Origin of the sequence: Pseudomonas sp. D1-1 (assembly GCF_051132225.1) — a bacterium.
Classification (GTDB): domain Bacteria; phylum Pseudomonadota; class Gammaproteobacteria; order Pseudomonadales; family Pseudomonadaceae; genus Aquipseudomonas.
Genome location: NZ_CP071676.1, coordinates 5,491,400 through 5,508,188, shown reverse-complemented (window position 1 = coordinate 5,508,188; position 16,789 = coordinate 5,491,400). Strand labels below are relative to the sequence as shown.

Sequence of the window (16,789 nt, the reverse complement as noted above, 5' to 3'; positions counted from 1 at the left end):
AGACTGATGATCGTATTTCTCGATATTTCAAAGCGAAATTTTCCGCTTTAATTCGATAGATAACTCGCTAGTCTTGGTCACAGTTTTTACAGGATATGAGCAATGCAGCTACGCAACTCTTCTTCTCGCTATGGCTGGGTCAGCATCGTTTCGCACTGGGCCGTTGCCTTGGCGGTGTATGGGCTGTTCGCGCTGGGCCTGTGGATGGTCGGGCTGGATTATTACAGCACCTGGCGCAAAGACGCGCCGGACATCCATAAGAGCATCGGCCTGGTGCTGTTGGCGGTGATGGTGCTGCGAGTGATCTGGCGTTTCGTCAGCCCGCCGCCACCGACCCTGGAGACCTATGGCCGCCTTACACGCGTCGGCGCCAGGATTGGCCATAGTGCACTGTATCTCGGGCTGTTCGCCGTGATGATCGCCGGTTACCTGATTTCCACCGCAGACGGTGTCGGGATCTCGGTGTTTGGTTTGTTTGAAGTACCCGCGCTGGTGTCCGGACTGCCCGATCAGGCAGACGTCGCCGGCCAGATCCACTTCTACCTGGCATGGGCGCTGGTAATTTTTTCCGGCCTCCATGCGTTGGCAGCATTGAAGCACCACTTTATCAACCGTGACGCGACCCTCAAGCGCATGCTGGGGCGCCAAGCCTGATGTTCAACCTCGACTCCAAAGGAATAGAAAGCATGTTGAAAAAGACGCTCGCCGCCCTGGCAATCGGTTCCGCCCTGCTGTCCGCCGGCCAGGCCATGGCCGCAGACTACGTGGTCGACAAGGAAGGCCAGCATGCCTTCGTCGACTTCAAGATCAGCCACCTGGGCTACAGCTACATCACCGGTACCTTCAAGGACATCGACGGCAAGTTCAGCTTCGACGCCGCCAAGCCTGAAGCCAGCAAGATCGAATTCAACGTCAACACCGCCAGCGTGTTCACCAACCACGCCGAACGTGACAAGCACATCGCCAGCGCTGACTTCCTGAACGCCAGCAAATTCGGCAAGGCCACCTTCGTGTCCACCAGTGTCAAGTCCACCGGCGCAAACACCGCCGATGTGACCGGTGACCTGACCCTGCTGGGCGTGACCAAGCCGGTCGTGGTCAAGGCAACCTTCCTGGGCGAAGGCAAGGACCCATGGGGTGGCTACCGTGCCGGCTTCGAAGGCACTACCACGATCAAGCGTTCCGACTTCGGCAAGCAGAAAGACCTGGGTCCGAAATCCGACGTGGTCGAGCTGTACGTGACGTTTGAAGGTGTTCAGCAGAAGTAACGTTCGCGCCTGACAAAAAAACGCCCCTGGTTTTGCGGCCTGGGGCGTTTTTTATTGTGCGGATTTCGGCGACACAGATAACCCTGTGGGAGCGAGCTTGCTCGCGATGGCGTCAGTTCTGTCACATTGATGGTGGCTGAGCCACCGCTATCGCGAGCAAGCTCGCTCCCACATTTGGAATGGTGTGGGTCAAAAAAATGCCCCGGCTCGCAAGAACCGGGGCATTTTTCATGGCTTGGAAAACTCAGCGATTGCGCGTCAGCAAGGCCGGCTTTTCGCCACGTGGACGGCTTGGCAATTGGTCCAGCTGTTCAGGCGTCGGGAAACGATCAACCTTCGATTCCTTGTGCATGATTTTCGGCTGGTTGCCACGCGGGTTCTGCACGGCAGGTTCCTGACGAGGTTGGTCATCGTCACGTGCCGGGCGGCGTGGACGGGACTCTTCGCGGCGGGCCTGGCCGTCACGTGGGGCGCCATTACGCGGACCGCTGCGCTTGCCTGGCGGAGTGCCGGTGGACGAGCCGTTGCTGTTGCGCGGTCCGTTCTGGCGACCCTGTGGCTGGCCACCGCGGGGGGCGCCGGCACCAGCGCCTGTTGCCGGGGCGCCCGGACGGCGACCGCGACCCTGGGCCGGTTTCTGCTGCGGCACGTAGTCCACGCGGTTACCGAAGTTATCGACATCGTCGTCGAGGAATTCGTCCGGGGCGCGGTCGGCGGCCGCGGCGCGCGGGGCAGGGCGTTGCTGCTCACGGGCCGGAGTGCCTTCGCGGGGCTTCTGCTCGCGGGCTGGGCGTTCGCCGCGACCGTTGCTGTTGCTGGCCGATTTTTCCTTGCCCTTGTCCTTGCCTTTGTCCTTACGACCGCCGCCACCACCGCCGCCATTCGGGCCGTCGCCACGCGGGCCACGAGGATTACGCGGATTGCGCACATCCGGACGCTCACGCACTTCAGGCTTCTCGGCCTCGATGGTGCTGGCATCAAAGCCCATCAGGTCGCCGTCAGGGATTTTCTGCTTGGTCATGCGCTCGATGCTTTTGAGCAACTTCTCTTCATCCGGCGCGACCAGGGAAATCGCCTCGCCCGAACGACCGGCCCGGCCGGTACGGCCGATACGGTGGACGTAATCTTCATCGACGTTCGGCAGCTCGAAGTTGACCACGTGAGGCAACTGGTCGATATCGAGGCCACGGGCGGCGATGTCGGTGGCTACGAGGATGCGCACTTCGCCGGCCTTGAAGTCGGCCAGGGCCTTGGTGCGGGCGTTCTGGCTCTTGTTGCCGTGGATCGCCACAGCTGGCAGGCCGTGCTTGTCCAGGTATTCGGCCAGGCGATTGGCGCCGTGCTTGGTGCGGGTGAAGACCAGGACCTGTTCCCAGGCGCCCGTGGTGATCAGGTGGGCCAGCAGGGCACGCTTGTGGCTGGCCGGCAGGCGGAACACGCGTTGCTCGATGCGCTCGACCGTGGTGTTCGGCGGCGTGACTTCGATGCGTTCCGGGTTGTGCAGCAGCTTGCCGGCAAGGTCAGTGATGTCCTTGGAGAACGTCGCCGAGAACAGCAGGTTCTGGCGCTTGGCTGGCAGGCGGGCCAGCACTTTTTTAACGTCATGGACAAAACCCATGTCGAGCATGCGGTCGGCTTCGTCCAGCACGAGGATTTCCACGTGGGACAAGTCGACGCTGCCCTGGCCGGCCAGGTCCAGCAGGCGGCCGGGGCAGGCCACCAGGACATCGACGCCACGGGCCATGGCCTGGACCTGCGGGTTCATGCCGACGCCGCCGAAGATGCAGGCGCTGACGAACTTCAGGTCACGCGCGTAGACCTTGAAGCTCTCGTGGACCTGGGCCGCCAGTTCGCGGGTTGGGGTCAGGACCAGCACGCGGGGTTGGCGCGGGCCGTGACGCTGGGATTTGTCCGGATGACCGTTGGGGAACAGCCGCTCCAGGATCGGAAGGGCGAAACCGCCGGTTTTACCAGTACCTGTCTGTGCGGCGACCATCAGGTCGCGACCTTGCAACACGGCGGGGATGGCCCGCTGTTGCACCGGGGTAGGCTGGGTGTAGCCGGCGGCTTCGATGGCGCCGACTAAAGCCTCGGAGAGACCGAGGGAAGCAAAGGACATGAGTAATCCTGTTTTTAGTGAGGGCCTGGCCCAATGGGATAGTCTTGCCTGGCGCAAATGACGGTCATTGGAAGACGTCATCCCGTCCGGTCCTGCCGGGTCTGGAAGACGGGTCCGGACAGGGCTCGCGCGGGCTGGAAGCTGCGCTGTAGCGGTGTCGGGATGCCTTTTGCAAGACCGGGCGTCCGGGCGTGAGCCTGGCGGGAAGGCCCGAGTATAACAGAGCAATCGCCGCGCGCCGCTTTCCTGCTGCTCAACGGTGTATTTCAGTGGGGTACCGGGTCTTGCGGTGCCGCCTTGCCGGCCGGGTCTGCACCATAGCGGGCGCTCAGCTCGGCATAGGCCGGTTCGCGCTTGAAACGCTTGAGTTCAGCACCGAAGCGCTGCACCAGCAAATCCATGCCGGCGCTGCGCCGTACCGCCAGGTATTGGCTTTGACGGCTCACGACCGTGGGATTTTCGCTGATCTGGTCACCCAGTTGCAGCGCCTTGAGCACATGCCGGCCCACTCGGCGGTCGGTGATGAGCAGGTCGATCCGGCCCAACTGCAACTTGCCGAAATTGGCTTCATGGGTGGGCGCGGTTTCCCGCTTGAACCGGGTCGATTCCCTGAACGCCTGGCTGTACAGATAACCCGGAGACGTGCCGACGGTCAGTCCTTCGAGCTCGTCGAGCGTGCGAAACGGATGGGGCCGGGCGTTGGCGTAGAACATCACGAACTCGACGTCCGACAGCGGTTCGCTCGGGTAGAGCAGCAGGGAGTCGCGCTCCTCGCTGCGAAAGATATCCAGTGCACCGTCTGCCAGCCCCTGTTCCAGCATCGCCAGGCAACGCTTCCAAGGCAGGAACTGCCATTCGACATCAACGCCCAGGCGCTTGAACACGATGGCGGTGGTTTCATAGTCCAGGCCCAGGGCCCTGCCGTTCTCCTCATAGACGTAGGGCGCCCAGGGTTCGGTGACGATGCGCAGCTTCTCGGCCCGGGCGCAAACGCTCAGGCACAGGAGTAACAGGACGGTCAGGAGTTGGGTAAAGACGGGCATTGTCTGAGGTTACGATGAGAGCTCATCAAATAGCTAGAGCGCTCTGGCTCGCGGGTTGGTTGCCCTTTGCCTGCAAGGCGCATGAAAAAGGCCCGGGTTTTCACCAGGGCCTTTGCGTACCGGCACTTCAGTGCCTAGCGCGGCAGCTTGAGGTTGTTCCACACAGCGAGGCTCGGCTCGGCCTGGTTCAACGTGTAGAAGTGCAGGCCCGGCGCGCCACCTTGCAACAGTCGTTCACACATGTGCGTGATGACCTCCTCGCCGAAGCGTTGGATGCTGGCCGTGTCATCGCCGTAGGCTTCCAGTTGCTTGCGGATCCAGCGCGGGATTTCCGCGCCGCAGGCGTCGGAAAAACGCGCCAGTTTGCTGTAGTTGGTGATCGGCATGATGCCCGGTACCACCGGAATGTCGACACCCAACTTGCGCACACGCTCGACGAAGTAGAAGTAGCTGTCGGCGTTGAAGAAATACTGGGTAATCGCGCTGTTGGCGCCGGCGTTGGCCTTGCGCACGAAATTGCTCAGGTCGTCTTCGAAATTGCGTGCTTGCGGATGCATCTCCGGATACGCGGCGATTTCAATATGAAAGTGCTCGCCGGTCTCCTGGCGGATGAACTCGACGAGCTCGTTGGCGTGCCGCAGTTCACCGCTGGCCATGCCCATGCCCGAGGGCAGGTCACCGCGCAGGGCGACGATACGCTTGATGCCGGCGGCCTTGTACTGGGTCAGCAGGCTACGCAGGTCATCCTTGCTATCGCCCACGCAGGACAGGTGCGGAGCGGCCGGGACTTTGACTTCGCTTTCAAGCTGCAGCACGGTATTCATCGTGCGGTCACGGGTCGAACCGCCGGCGCCATAGGTGCAGGAGAAAAAATCAGGTTTGTAGCCTGCCAGCTGTCGGGCAGTGGCAATCAGTTTTTCATGCCCAGCATCGGTCTTCGTCGGGAAGAACTCGAAGCTGTAGCGACGTTCTTGGGACATGGTCATATCCTTGGAAACTCGTAGGCCGGTGAGGCGCTCGGGCTCTTTGTGGGAGCGAGCTTGCTCGCGATTGGCATCGCCTCGGTCTGGCAGCTGGACCGGGGTGTCTGCATCGCGAGCAGGCTCGCTCCCACAAAGGAGCCGGCTCCCGCAGGGGGAGCCGCGCCGATCAGTAGCGGTAGGCGTGCGGCTTGAACGGGCCTTCGACGGTCACGCCGATGTAGTCAGCCTGTTGCTTGGTCAGCTTGGTGACCACGCCGCCGAAACCGCGGACCATTTCCAGGGCCACTTCTTCGTCGAGTTTCTTCGGCAATACTTCAACGGTCAGGCGCTCGGCTTTCTGCGCCGGTGGCAGGTCGGCGTATTTCTGGCCGAACAGGAAGATCTGGGCCAGGACCTGGTTGGCGAACGAACCGTCCATGATGCGGCTTGGGTGACCGGTGGCGTTGCCCAGGTTCACCAGGCGGCCTTCGGCCAGCAGGATCAGGTAGTCATCGTTCTGCGGGTCGAAGCTGCCGGTACCGGTGCGGTGAACCTTGTGCACCTGTGGCTTCACTTCTTCCCATGCCCAGTTCTTGCGCATGAAAGCGGTGTCGATTTCATTGTCGAAGTGACCGATGTTGCAGACCACGGCGCGCTTTTTCAGGGCCTTGAGCATGTTGGCGTCGCAGACGTTGACGTTGCCGGTGGTGGTCACGATCAGGTCGATCTTGCCCAGCAGTGCCTTGTCGACGCTGGCTTCGGTGCCGTCGTTGTTGCCGTCGATGAACGGCGATACCAGTTCGAAACCGTCCATGCAGGCTTGCATGGCGCAGATCGGATCGACTTCGGACACCTTGACGATCATGCCTTCCTGACGCAGGGACTGGGCCGAACCCTTGCCCACGTCACCGTAGCCGATCACCAGCGCCTGCTTGCCGGACAGCAAGTGGTCGGTGCCGCGCTTGATGGCGTCGTTGAGGCTGTGACGGCAACCGTACTTGTTGTCGTTCTTGCTCTTGGTCACCGAGTCGTTGACGTTGATGGCCGGAATCTTCAGCTCGCCCTTGGCCAGCATGTCCAGCAGGCGGTGGACGCCGGTGGTGGTTTCTTCGGTCACGCCGTGGACCTTGTCCAGCACGGCCGGGTATTTCTTGTGCAGCAGCTCGGTCAGGTCGCCGCCGTCGTCAAGAATCATGTTGGTGTCCCATGGCTGGCCATCCTTGAGGATGGTCTGCTCCAGGCACCATTCGTACTCTTGCTCGGTCTCGCCTTTCCAGGCAAAAACCGGGATGCCGGCAGCGGCGATCGCGGCAGCGGCCTGGTCCTGGGTCGAGAAAATGTTGCAGGACGACCAGCGCACTTCGGCACCCAGGGCAACCAGGGTTTCGATCAGCACGGCGGTCTGGATGGTCATGTGGATGCAGCCGAGGATTTTTGCGCCCTTCAATGGCTGTTCGCCAGAGTATTTGCGGCGCAGGCCCATCAGGGCTGGCATTTCGGATTCGGCGATGATGATTTCGCGACGGCCCCAGGCAGCCAGGGACATGTCAGCGACTTTGTAGTCGGTAAAAGCTGCAGGCGTGATAACAGCGCTCATGAAGAGCCTCCATTCGTAATGTATGCGAATGGGCGCCGTTGTGCGTTTAGTGCCAGTGCGGGGAACCCCGTACCAGCAACGCCCCATCCGAGCCTGACAGGTCGAGCCTGCTGCAGCGCCCCTCGGACAGGTGGCGGGAACGACCCAAAGCGTGGGCCGACGAAACGGGGGCGATTATAACGGGCTAAGCGGATCTTCCAAAGGGTTTCTGTCGGCAAATCAAAAATGCCGATGATCGTCATAGGGGCGGCGACGTAGAGCCTGCCCGCCGGGTCTGCCATGATGCGGGCATTCATCGGCCAGACGCTCAGGAGTGAACATGAATTTCCACACCCGCAAATGGGTCAAGCCCGAAGACCTCAACCCCAACGGCACGCTGTTCGGTGGCAGCCTGCTGCGCTGGATCGACGAAGAAGCGGCGATCTATGCCATCGTCCAGCTCGGTAACCAGCGTGTGGTCACCAAATACATCTCCGAAATCAACTTTGTCAGCGCCTCGCGCCAGGGCGACATCATCGAACTGGGTATCACCGCCACCGAGTTCGGCCGCACGTCCATCACCCTGACGTGCGAGGTGCGCAACAAGATCACTCGCAAGAGCATCCTGACGGTGGAAAAGATGGTATTCGTCAACCTCGGTGAAGACGGCTTGCCCGCGCCCCATGGCCGGACCGAGATCAAGTACGTCAAGGATCAGTTCAAGGACGATACCGTCGAATAGGGTCGGCGTAGTGTTCTTCGCGAGCAGGCTCGCTCCCACATTGGATTAGTCCCCACCGCCGGATCCTCTGTGGGAGCGAGCCTGCTCGCGAAGGCGGGATTACCGGCGCCGGTCATTTCCTGGCACCACTGAACAGCTCCGAGCGCCGCGTGTCGTAGGTACATCACGCCACCGGTTCAGGAGCTGTATGGACACTCATAAAGACGGCAAGACCCCTGACCTCTCGGCAGAGGAGCAGCACGAGGTCGACCGCAACCAGCCGCCACGGGCGGCGGTATTGCATGAAATCATTCGCACCCAGGGTGATCAGGAGCTGGAGCGCAGTGTCGCCGCCCTGTGGTGGTCGGCCCTGGCGGCCGGTTTGACGATGGGCTTGTCGCTGATGGCGATGGGGCTGCTCAACTCCCGGTTGCCGGACCATGAAGGCTTCAAGGTCATCGCCAGTTTTGGCTACTGCGCCGGCTTCCTGGCCGTGATCCTCGCGCGGCAGCAGTTGTTCACCGAAAACACCCTGACGGCGGTGCTGCCGATCATGAGCAAACCCACGCTGGGCAATTTCGGCCGGTTGTTCCGGTTATGGGGCGTGGTGCTGGTGGGCAACCTGTGCGGCACCTTGCTGGTGGCCTATGTGATGCTGCACCTGCCGATCTTTGACCGGCGCACCGACCTGGCCTTTCTGGACATTGGCCGCAAGGTGATGGAGAACGACGCCGGCCAGATGTTCGCCAAAGGCATCATTTCCGGCTGGATGATCGCAACCATGGTGTGGATGATCCCCTCCATGGAGAACGCCAAGATGTGGATCATTGTCCTCATCACCTACCTCATGGCGCTCGGGGATTTCACCCACATCGTCGTGGGATCGGCCGAGGTGTCTTACCTGGTGTTTGCCGGGCAGCTGTCGTGGGAGGACTTCTGGACGGTGTTCGCCGCGCCGACCCTGGCGGGAAACATCATCGGCGGCAGCTTCATCTTTGCGCTGATCAGCCACGCCCAGGTGCGCAGCGAAACCAATACGCCCCTCAGTCGGCAAGGTCTGCCGCCGCGCCGACGTGACGTTGCCGATAAATGAAGTAAAGCGCGGTCAGTACGGTGAGCCCGCCGACCAGGGCGCCGGTCCACGGCAAATCGGCGAGGTCGGCGCCGCTGGCGACCACCAGGCCGCCGATCCAGGCGCCGGCCGCGTTGCCCAGGTTGAAGGCGCTCTGGTTCAGGGTCGAGCCCAGGTTGGGGGCTTCGTGGGCCTGATCGATGATCAGCAATTGCAGGATCGGGCACAGGGCGAACGCAAAGACGCCCCACAACACCAGGGTGATCGCCGCCGGAATCACCGATTGGCTGGTCTGGCTGAACGCGGCGAGCACCAGCACCACGGCCAGCGCCATGCCCACAAGGGACGGCAGCAAGCGCCGGTCAGCCAGGCGTCCGCCCAGGAAACTCCCCGCCGTCAGGCCCACGCCGAATAACAACAGCATGACGGTGATGCCGTGGGGACTCACGCCAGTGATGTCCTGCAGGATCGGTGCGATGTAAGTGAACACGCTGAACAGGCTGGTCGAAGCCAGCACGCTCATGCCCAGCGCCAGCAGCACATTGGCCTTGCCCAGCACCTTGAACTCACTGGCGAGGTTGGCCTTGTCCATGGGAATTTCCTTGGGCAGCCACACCCATTGGGCGATGGCTGCAATCATGCCGATGACCGCTACCGCCCAGAACGTCGATCGCCAGCCGGCGTATTGACCCAAGGCCGTGCCCAGCGGCACGCCCAGCACATTCGCCAGGGTCAGGCCGGTGAACATCATTGCAATCGCCTGGGCCCGTTTGTTCGGTGCTACCAGCCCGGCGGCCACCACCGACCCGATGCCAAAAAATGCCCCGTGACAGAGCGCGGTGATGACTCGGGCAGCCATCAGCGTGACGTAGTTCGGCGCGAGGGCGCAGAGCACGTTGCCGAGAATGAACATCAGCGTCATGCCCAGCAGCGTGGCCTTGCGCGGCATGTTCGCGGTGCCGATCGCCAGGATCGGTGCGCCGAATACCACCCCCAGCGCATAGCCGGTAATCAGCAGCCCGGCGTGGGGAATGCTCACGGCCAGGTCACGGGCGACATCAGGCAACAGCCCCATGATGACGAATTCAGTCGTGCCGATGCCGAAAGCGGCGACGGCCAAAGCAAGCAAGGCGAGTGGCATGCGCAAGGTCTCTGTCTGTAGTCTTGACGCTCTGATCAGGCATACGCATGCCGATGCCTTGGTTCGAATGAACGGGCAGCAGCAGAATTATTGGAATTGATCTATGCGCAACTGAGTGCGGCGTGGTCGGGTGCAGTATAACGGTGGTGGTGCTTTTCGGCATGCGCTAGCTGAAAGAACCTTTCGGCCGGCCGCGACTCTTAGCCTGCGGGCTGGCATGCTGTGATGAAGCTCTAGCGGTGCTTGACGCTCGATTCTCGATAAAACTCAATAAGGAAATGCGGTATGACGGTAGCCCTGTGGTGCGTTTTGATTGCTTTTATCCTGCCTTACCTGTGTATCGGCATCGCCAAGGCCGGCGGCAGATACAGATTGCAAGATAACCACGACCCCCGGGATTTTCTCGACTCGCTCGAAGGCGCTCCCCGCCGTGCCTACGCCGCGCAATTGAACAGCTTTGAAATCGCCCCGTTTTTTGCCGCCGCCGTGATCGTCGCGCATCTGGCCGGCAATGCCGAGCTGGTCACCATCAATGTGCTGGCGGTGCTATTCATCACCAGCCGCCTGCTCTACGTCATTTGCTACCTGGCGGACTGGGCGATCCTGCGTTCGCTGGTGTGGTTCGTGGGGGTAGGGTTGGTACTGAGTTTCTTCTTTGTTTCGGTCTGAGGCTGTTTGTTGAATATTTGATATTTATGCGGGCCTCTTCGCGAACAGGCTCGCTCCCACAATGGATCTCAGTGAATCCGGATCCCATGTGGGAGCGAGCCTGCTCGCGAAGGGATTGCACTGTCAGCTCATCCTCAAGGATTGGCGCTGACCGCATTCGCCACCTGTGGCACTTGTGGCAGCGCCATGCCCTTGGGCCACAACATCCAGATCTGACCTTGCTGTTTCATGTCCCCGGCCAGTTGCCCGGCCGCGTCCCCGGTGCCCCAGAACAGATCCGCCCGAACTTCGCCAGAGATCGCACCCCCCGTGTCCTGGGCGGCGACGGGACGGTTCAGGGCGCTGCCATCGGGGCGAGTCGTCGACAGCCACAGCAGGCTGCCCAACGGAATCACCTTGCGATCCACCGCCACGCTGTAGCCGGCGGTAAGCGGTACATTCAACGAGCCTCGCGGGCCTTCGTTGCTGTCGGGGTTGCGGTTGAAAAATACATAGCTGGGGTTGCTGCCCAGCAACTCGGGGATCCGCTCCGGATGGGCCTTGGCCCAGGCACTGATGGTGCCCATGGTCACGTCTTCTTTTTTCAGCTCGCCCTGTTCCACCAGCCAGCGGCCGATGGGCCGGTAGGGGTGGCCATTCTGGTCGGCATAACCGATGCGCAACTGGCGGCCGTCATCGAGCCGGATGCGTCCCGAACCCTGGATCTGCAGGAATTGCAGGTTCATCGGGTCGGTGAGCCAGGCGATGACCGGCGCCTTCACGCCGTTGGCCTCGATGGTGCTGGCGTCGTCGTAGGGTTTCAGCACGCGGCCTTCGAGACGCCCGCGCAGGCGCTTGCCCTTGAGCTCCGGGTAGAGGCTGTCCAGCGCCACGACGATCATGTCCTCAGGCACACCGTAGACCGGGATATTCGCCGTGGCGGTCTGCATGAGGCTGCCGGGATAGACCGGCTCGTAGTAGCCGGTAATCAGGCCGTTGGGGCTGTTGTCGCCCGAGCGCAGGCCATAGACGTCGAGGTTCTGTTTCAGGAAGCTGCGTACCGCCGCGGCGGTTTGCGGCACATTGGCCGCCGCCGCGCAGGTCGGCCCCCAGGCCGCATCGGCCTTGAGGCGGGTGCAGGCGCTGCGCCAGGCGCCGAAGCCGGCCAGCAGGTCTTCATCGGCTACCGACGGCAGTGCCTCCCAGGGCGCGCTGACGTAGGTGGCGAGGGCATGAGTCTGAGGCTCTTCGACCTTTTCGCCGCGGTTGCAGCCGGCCAGCAGTGCAATCAGCGGTAAGGTCAACGCCAGGCCCGTGCGCCAGGACTTGAAGCGGCTGTTCATGATATTTCCTTTGCGGTCGTCCAGGCGCTGTCATGCGCCTGGCACCCGTATTGTTGATAGGGCCATTGGTGTTTTCCGACGACCCGGGGATACTAGCGGTCGTTTTCTGTCCAGAGGCCAAAATGTTTGTAAGACGATTTTCCATGGCAGTGCTGGCCTGCCTGATGCTGTCCGCCTGTGGTGGTGTCGATCCCAACTCACCATTGGGCCAGCGCAAGACGATTTTCAAGCAGATGCTCAAGACCAACGAAGAGTTGGGTGGCATGTTGCGTGGTCGTGTTCCGTTCGATGGCCCGCGTTTCGCCGAAGGCGCGGTGCAACTGGATCAACTTTCCCATGAGCCGTGGAAACATTTTCCGCAGGTGCGTGAGCAGGATCACACCAGTGCCCGGGACGAAGTCTGGCAGAAGCAGGCGCGTTTCCAGGAACTGGCCCGCAGTCTCGAAGCGGCCACCGCCGAGTTGGTGACCGCCAGTCGGGTCCAGCCCTACCGGGCCAGTAACCTGGGGCCGGCGGTGCAGAAGGTCGAGGATGCGTGCAGTGCCTGTCATAAGGAATTCCGGGACTATTGAAATCCAGCCCGGTGCTTATTTATCCAACTCGTCCACCGCTTCCTGCAGCTCCTTGCGGGACACCGCCAGCTTGTCCTTGCGCTTGTTGATTTTCTCCGCATCGCCTTTTTTCATGGCCTTTTCCAAATCGGCCTGACGGCGACTGACTTCATGCTTGGCCTCCAGCACCTTGTTTTCACGCTCCTTGCGCAGGGAAGCATCGGTGCAGTGGGTGGTGACTTCGGCCAGGGCTGTTTCCAGCCCGGCCTGCTGGTCCTGATTGCCTCGGGACCTGGCCAGTTCGATCTGGTTGATGATGCCTTGGCGCTTGGCTGCACAACCGGTCAGTTCCGGGCTCTGTTCATCCGCCATCAAGGGGGTGGCCATGGCACCGCATAAGGCCAGCAGGGCAACGGGGTACAGGAAATTCATAGCAACTCCGTATAAAAACTCACGAGCGGTCGGGACAGATGCGCAGTTGGAGCGCCTCCCGTCTCTTGGGTTCAACCGCACGGGCCGGACTAGAAGCCATCGACCCCTGCGGTGCGTAATGTTTCACTCAAGGCCAGTACCTGCGGGTCGCGAAAGAAAGCGCTCAGTTGCGCGGCGCGTCCCGGCCCGATACCCGTTTCGGCTTGCCATTGTTCAGTGTCGCGTTCAGCCAGGACCTTCCAGCGCTCCTCGAGCCTTGCCCCTCCGGTGGGCGGTACGCCAAGCGCCTTGAGCCATTGACAGAAGGGGCGCTGCCGGGCGCTGTCCAGGCTGGCGAGCAGACGTGCGCTGTTGCGTTCGCCGAAACCGGCAATGTTAGCAAGCTCGGCGGCATCAAGGGTCAACCAATCCAGCAATCCGTCCAGCTGGCCGGCGGCCAGCAGTTGCTCCCAGGTGCCGGGGCCAACATGGGGCAGGGCGAGCCCGTGCTTGCCGCTGAGCCAGTTCAGGCGCGCGAGGAACTGGCTTTCACAGCCAGGCGTCGGTTGCCAGCAGCTCAAGAAGTGATGATCGGCAGCGGCGGGGATGTCGAGGCTCCGGCGCTCGACACTGCGCAGCACGACACTGTCGAGCCGCGGAATAGTCAACCCGGCCAGGCTGATGGCGACCTGGTCGCCGGGGCGGATATCCATGCCTTCCCAGCGCCTGAGTGAGCTGACGCTTACCCGGCGAATCTGGCGGTCGTCGAGCATCACCGGCGCAAGCTCCAGCACTGGCGTAATACGCCCGGTGCGGCCGATCTTGAAACGCACATCGCGCACCTTGGCCAGCGCCTGGGCGTGTGGGTATTTCCAGGCCACGCTCCAGGAGGGCGCCCGGGCTTGCCAGCGGTCGGCGGGCGGGCGTCGACTCTGGCGCAAGACGACCCCGTCGCTGGCGAACGGCAGCGGCGTGCGGTACCAGTGGTTGCGCCAGTGTTGCGCATCGGCCAATGCCTGGATGGGCTGGCTATAAGCGGTCGCATTGGCGAAACCCAGTTCGTTCAGCGCGGCAATCCGTTCCGGCAGGGTCGCCGGCCCTTCCGGCCACTCCCACACGAACAGGCCGATGCCAGACGCCTGGTCCGCGCTCAGGTTCTTGCGGGCCATCAGCCCCGCCACGATTGATCGAGCGTTAAGGCTGCCGCTGACGGCCTGTACGTGATCGTCGAGCCGCCAGTAGAGCTCGCCCTGGACGAGCAGGTCCGCAGGTAGGCGCAACCGTTGGGGAATATCGCGGACCTTGCGTGCAGTGTTGGTCCAGTCATGTCCCTGGATGCCATCGCCGCGGCTGATCGCCTGGTGCAGGTGTCCACCGCGATAAACCAGGGTAACCGCTACGCCATCGACTTTCGGCTGGGCCCAGACGTCGTCGCGACCGTTCAACCAGATGCGCACGGCATCGGCGTCCTTGAGTTTATCCAGGCCGGTATGAGCGATCGGGTGGGGGACTTTCCCGCCAGCGGAGCGCAAGGGCGTGCCTGGCGACCCGAGGCCAAGGCAGTTGCGCCAATGTTCCAGTTGCGCCCGGGACTGATCGTAAAGCTCATCGGCCACCAGGGAGCGGCCGAGGCGGTGATAGGCGTCATCCCATGCGTCAATCTGTTGCTGGAGGACGTCGACCTGTGCCTGGGCGCGTTCGGTTGGCCCGCTCGGGCAGGGGGCCGCGATGACGGGCATGGCCAGTAAAAAGCATACAAGTGCGCGCAATAACGACAGCATCGAAGCATCCTTGCCAGGTGAAGTACTGGAAGGCTAGTCAGTGTTGCAAAAGGCGCGAGGTCCAGTGCGTTACCGGGTTTTGCCAAGCGCGATGGCGCAGCTGTGGCGGTACAGTCGGGAGTGATTTGCTCGGGCAACTGTGCCTTGAACACGTCGGTGAGCGGTGCAGAATGGACACTCGATCCGCTCTGCCAGGAGTGCAACCGATGGACCTGACCACGCTCGCGGTCTTTATCCCGGCCTGCTTTGCGCTGAACATGGCGCCGGGCCCGAACAACCTGCTGTCGATCAGCAACGCCTCGCGTTATGGTTTCGTTCGCGCCTGCAGCGGTGGCATCGGCCGCCTGCTGGCGTTTGCGATCATGATCGCCTTGGCGGCGGTGGGGCTGACGGCGGTGTTGCATACCTCGGAGCTGCTGTTCCTGGGCATCAAGCTCGTCGGTGCCGGTTATCTTTTTTATCTCGCTGTGCAGTTGTGGCGTGCGCAACCTGAGACCGCCGGCGAGGCAGAGGCCAGTTCGATGAGCATGGCCAGCCTGGCGCGCCAGGAATTCCTCGTGGCGATCGGCAATCCGAAGGCAATCCTGCTTTTTACCGCTTTCCTGCCACAGTTCGTTGACCGCGCGGGCACCGTCACCCAGCAGTTCGCGGTGCTGGGTGGGCTGTTCCTGGCATTGGAATGCGTTGCCATTGGCTTGTATTGCTACATGGGTATTTATGCCCGGCGGCTGTTCGCCCGGCCGAGTGGCAAGCGGTTGTTCAACCGGATGTGCGCGGGGTTACTGGCGAGCGCGGCTTCGTTTTTGTTGGTGGCGCGGCGGACTTGAACAGTTTGATACACCCTAAAGTTTGAAGGGGGGGCGCTTCGCACCCCAGCGGGAGCAAGCTCCCTCGCCACGAAGGCGTAAAAAAGCCCCTGGCGACCGAGTCGCCAGGGGCTTTTCACAGCCGCGGGGTATTACAGGCCGGCAGCGGCGCGCAGGGCGTCGGCGCGGTCGGTTTTTTCCCAGGTGAAGGTGGTGAAGGTATCGTCACCCACCGTCTTGGTCTGCGGCGTGCGGCCGAAGTGGCCGTAGGCTGCGGTGTCCTGGTACATCGGGTGCAGCAGATCAAGCATGGTGGTGATCGCGTACGGACGCAGGTCGAACACTTCACGGACCAATTGGATGATCTTGTCATCGCCAATCTTGCCGGTGCCGAAGGTGTTCAGCGAAATCGACGTAGGCTGGGCGACGCCGATGGCGTAGGACACCTGGATCTCGCAGCGCTCGGCCAGGCCGGCGGCAACGATGTTCTTGGCCACATAACGACCGGCGTAGGCGGCCGAGCGGTCAACCTTGGACGGGTCCTTGCCAGAGAACGCGCCGCCGCCATGACGGGCCATGCCGCCGTAGCTGTCGACGATGATCTTGCGACCGGTCAGGCCACAGTCACCCACCGGGCCACCGATGATGAACTGGCCGGTCGGGTTGATGTGGAACTGGGTATCCTTGGACAGCAGTTCGGCAGGCAGCACGTGCTTGACGATCAGCTCCATCACGCCTTCGCGCAGGTCTTTGTAGGACACTTCGGGGTTGTGCTGGGTCGACAGCACGACCGCGTCGATGCCAACCACCTTGCCACCTTCGTAACGGCAGGTCACCTGGGACTTGGCGTCCGGGCGCAGCCAAGGCAGCAGGCCGGATTTGCGCGCTTCAGCCTGGCGCTGGACCAGTTGGTGCGAAAAGGTGATCGGTGCCGGCATCAGTACGTCGGTTTCGTTGCTGGCGTAGCCGAACATCAGGCCCTGGTCACCGGCGCCCTGGTCTTCCGGCTTGGCGCGGTCAACGCCCTGGTTGATGTCCGGGGACTGCTTGCCGATGATGTTCATCACGCCGCAGGTCGCGCCGTCGAAGCCGACGTCGGAGCTGTTGTAGCCGATGCCCAGGATCACGTCGCGAACGATCTGCTCCAGGTCGACCCAGGCCGAGGTGGTGACTTCGCCGGCGATGATCGCCACGCCCGTTTTCACCAGAGTCTCGCACGCCACGCGGGCGAACTTGTCTTCAGCAATGATGGCGTCCAGCACCGCATCAGAAATCTGGTCGGCGATTTTGTCCGGATGCCCTTCAGACACGGACTCGGAGGTGAAAAGGGAGTATTCGCTCATCTCG

Annotated in this window: 15 protein-coding genes, 1 pseudogene and 1 riboswitch; of the genes and pseudogenes, 7 read left to right on the top strand and 9 right to left on the bottom strand. The window is 62.2% G+C overall.

The genetic code is table 11. The features are described 5' to 3' along the window. Positions 1-102 precede the first annotated feature (102 nt). A complete protein-coding gene (locus J3P86_RS24870; RefSeq protein ID WP_434699059.1) occupies positions 103-654 on the top strand; it encodes a cytochrome b in 552 nt (183 codons plus the stop codon). A gap of 32 nt (positions 655-686) precedes the next feature. After that, positions 687-1,268, top strand: a complete 582-nt coding sequence (locus J3P86_RS24865) for a YceI family protein (protein ID WP_434655022.1) — start codon at positions 687-689, stop codon at positions 1,266-1,268. Positions 1,269-1,512: 244 nt separating this feature from the next. On the opposite strand, the gene J3P86_RS24860 is transcribed toward J3P86_RS24865, so the two are convergent. The 4 genes and pseudogenes from J3P86_RS24860 to ahcY form a co-directional block, all read right to left on the bottom strand. Continuing rightward, positions 1,513-3,387 carry a DEAD/DEAH box helicase gene (locus J3P86_RS24860; RefSeq protein ID WP_434574071.1) on the bottom strand — a complete coding sequence of 625 codons (1,875 nt, stop codon included), beginning with the start codon at positions 3,385-3,387 and terminating at the stop codon, positions 1,513-1,515. A 231-nt stretch (positions 3,388-3,618) separates the two neighbouring features. After that, positions 3,619-4,430 (bottom strand): annotated as a pseudogene (locus J3P86_RS24855) (substrate-binding periplasmic protein); the annotation flags it as partial. Positions 4,431-4,564: 134 nt separating this feature from the next. Beyond that, the gene (gene metF / locus J3P86_RS24850; protein WP_434699058.1) at positions 4,565-5,410 is read right to left on the bottom strand and encodes a methylenetetrahydrofolate reductase [NAD(P)H]; all 846 of its coding nucleotides are present in this window, start codon (positions 5,408-5,410) and stop codon (positions 4,565-4,567) included. A 169-nt stretch (positions 5,411-5,579) separates the two neighbouring features. After that, positions 5,580-6,989 carry an adenosylhomocysteinase gene (ahcY, locus tag J3P86_RS24845; RefSeq protein WP_305498222.1) on the bottom strand — a complete coding sequence of 470 codons (1,410 nt, stop codon included), beginning with the start codon at positions 6,987-6,989 and terminating at the stop codon, positions 5,580-5,582. 23 nt (positions 6,990-7,012) lie between these two features. After that, positions 7,013-7,119, bottom strand: a riboswitch (S-adenosyl-L-homocysteine riboswitch). Between the two features lie 189 nt (positions 7,120-7,308). Between ahcY and J3P86_RS24840 the strand changes: the two genes are divergently transcribed. Then, complete coding sequence (locus tag J3P86_RS24840) at positions 7,309-7,710, top strand: acyl-CoA thioesterase (protein ID WP_030137870.1); 402 nt, start codon at positions 7,309-7,311, stop codon at positions 7,708-7,710. 187 nt (positions 7,711-7,897) lie between these two features. Further along, complete coding sequence (locus J3P86_RS24835) at positions 7,898-8,782, top strand: formate/nitrite transporter family protein (protein ID WP_434627442.1); 885 nt, start codon at positions 7,898-7,900, stop codon at positions 8,780-8,782. Here J3P86_RS24835 and J3P86_RS24830 read toward each other — a convergent pair. After that, positions 8,733-9,902, bottom strand: a complete 1,170-nt coding sequence (locus tag J3P86_RS24830) for an MFS transporter (RefSeq protein ID WP_434699057.1) — start codon at positions 9,900-9,902, stop codon at positions 8,733-8,735. The two genes, J3P86_RS24835 and J3P86_RS24830, sit on opposite strands and share 50 nt — an antisense overlap. 285 nt (positions 9,903-10,187) lie before the next feature. Here J3P86_RS24830 and J3P86_RS24825 point away from each other — a divergent pair, with 285 nt between their 5' ends. Beyond that, positions 10,188-10,571: an MAPEG family protein gene (locus J3P86_RS24825; protein ID WP_434699056.1), complete on the top strand. Its 384-nt coding sequence runs from the start codon at positions 10,188-10,190 to the stop codon at positions 10,569-10,571. A 134-nt stretch (positions 10,572-10,705) separates the two neighbouring features. Here J3P86_RS24825 and mltA read toward each other — a convergent pair whose 3' ends face one another. Further along, positions 10,706-11,893, bottom strand: a complete 1,188-nt coding sequence (mltA, locus tag J3P86_RS24820; protein ID WP_434699055.1) for a murein transglycosylase A — start codon at positions 11,891-11,893, stop codon at positions 10,706-10,708. Positions 11,894-12,015: 122 nt separating this feature from the next. On the opposite strand from mltA, the gene J3P86_RS24815 reads away from it, so the two are divergent. Continuing rightward, positions 12,016-12,465: a c-type cytochrome gene (locus J3P86_RS24815; protein WP_434699054.1), complete on the top strand. Its 450-nt coding sequence runs from the start codon at positions 12,016-12,018 to the stop codon at positions 12,463-12,465. Between the two features lie 15 nt (positions 12,466-12,480). Here the strand turns inward: J3P86_RS24815 and J3P86_RS24810 are convergent, their stop codons facing one another. Both J3P86_RS24810 and ligB read right to left on the bottom strand, forming a co-directional pair. Beyond that, positions 12,481-12,876 carry a DUF1090 domain-containing protein gene (locus tag J3P86_RS24810; protein WP_434699053.1) on the bottom strand — a complete coding sequence of 132 codons (396 nt, stop codon included), beginning with the start codon at positions 12,874-12,876 and terminating at the stop codon, positions 12,481-12,483. 89 nt (positions 12,877-12,965) lie between these two features. After that, the gene (gene ligB / locus J3P86_RS24805) at positions 12,966-14,636 is read right to left on the bottom strand and encodes an NAD-dependent DNA ligase LigB (protein WP_434699052.1); all 1,671 of its coding nucleotides are present in this window, start codon (positions 14,634-14,636) and stop codon (positions 12,966-12,968) included. A 206-nt stretch (positions 14,637-14,842) separates the two neighbouring features. On the opposite strand from ligB, the gene J3P86_RS24800 reads away from it, so the two are divergent. Beyond that, positions 14,843-15,463, top strand: coding sequence for a LysE family translocator (locus J3P86_RS24800; RefSeq protein ID WP_434699051.1), 621 nt, complete (start codon positions 14,843-14,845; stop codon positions 15,461-15,463). A 131-nt stretch (positions 15,464-15,594) separates the two neighbouring features. Here the strand turns inward: J3P86_RS24800 and metK are convergent, their stop codons facing one another. After that, positions 15,595-16,785, bottom strand: coding sequence for a methionine adenosyltransferase (gene metK / locus J3P86_RS24795; RefSeq protein WP_030137860.1), 1,191 nt, complete (start codon positions 16,783-16,785; stop codon positions 15,595-15,597). Positions 16,786-16,789: the final 4 nt, after the last annotated feature.